This is a genomic window from Arthrobacter sp. SPT-J7, assembly GCF_059089965.1.
Window position 1 is genome coordinate 1 of the sequence record NZ_JBNHFF010000436.1, and the last position, 1,392, is coordinate 1,392.

Annotated in this window: 2 rRNA genes; both read left to right on the plus strand. The window is 57.7% G+C overall.

Annotation, left to right across the window (positions count from 1 at the left end):
• Positions 1-177, plus strand: a 16S ribosomal RNA gene (locus tag AC5RWX_RS33350); the annotation flags it as partial.
• Between the two features lie 478 nt (positions 178-655).
• Positions 656-1,392 (plus strand): 23S ribosomal RNA (locus AC5RWX_RS33355); the annotation flags it as partial.

A 1,392-nucleotide genomic window follows, 5' to 3' on the forward strand; every position in this document is an offset into this window, starting at 1 on the left:
CGGTGAATACGTTCCCGGGCCTTGTACACACCGCCCGTCAAGTCACGAAAGTTGGTAACACCCGAAGCCGGTGGCCTAACCCCTTGTGGGAGGGAGCCGTCGAAGGTGGGACCGGCGATTGGGACTAAGTCGTAACAAGGTAGCCGTACCGGAAGGTGCGGCTGGATCACCTCCTTTCTAAGGAGCTTCCTCGAACCGTTTCCCTTCACGCCACAGTGCGTGGTTGGGTGGTTCGCAGGGCAAGCCCGTTGCGGACACGTTTGTTGTCCGGCGGGTGCTCATGGGTGGAATATCAACGGATTCGGCGCCTGTTTCGCGGTTGTCCGCATGCCAGTACGGTACCCCTCTTGGGGTGCCTGGAACGTGTGGGGTCGGTGCGCGGGGGGCGTCTTTTGGCACACTGTTGGGTCCTGAGGCAACAGGACCTTATCTTGCAGCGATGCGAGAAGGGACCGGTTGGTTTCCTCTTGTTCCCGCACTCTTTCAAAGGCTTGCGCACTGTGTGTGCGTGGCCGGCGGGGGTGACGGGGTTGTTGTTTGAGAACTACATAGTGGACGCGAGCATCTTAAAGCAATTTTTTGATGAACCTGGTGTGGCCGTGCCTTTGGCATGGTCGGTGCCTGGTTCTCTCGAGAAGCTTTATTTGATCTTTGTGGTCAAGTTTTTAAGAGCACACGGTGGATGCCTTGGCATCAGGAGCCGAAGAAGGACGTGGGAATCTGCGATAAGCCTGGGGGAGTTGATAACCGAACGGTGATCCCAGGATGTCCGAATGGGGAAACCCCGCCCGGCGCGCGAGTGACCGGGTGACCCGTACCTGAACACATAGGGTGCGTGGAGGGAACGCGGGGAAGTGAAACATCTCAGTACCCGCAGGAAGAGAAAACAACAGTGATTCCGTCAGTAGTGGCGAGCGAACGCGGAAGAGGCCAAACCGGTCCATGTGTGATAGCCGGCGGGCGTTGCATGGCCGGGGTTGCGGGACTTTCCGCTGCTGTTCTGCCGGACAGCGAAAGTGAGTGCGTGCGTATAGGTGAACGGTCTTGAAAGGCCGGCCGGAGAAGGTGTAAGCCCTGTAACCGTAATGCGTGACGCCGCTTGGAGAGTATCCCAAGTAGCACGGGGCCCGAGAAATCCCGTGCGAATCTGCCAGGACCACCTGGTAAGCCTGAATACTACCTGATGACCGATAGCGGACAAGTACCGTGAGGGAAAGGTGAAAAGTACCCCGGGAGGGGAGTGAAACAGTACCTGAAACCGTGTGCTTACAATCCGTCGGAGCAGCCTTAGTAGCTGTGACGGCGTGCCTTTTGAAGAATGAGCCTGCGAGTTAGTGTTACGTCGCGAGGTTAACCCGTGTGGGGAAGCCGTAGCGAAAGCGAGTCTGAACA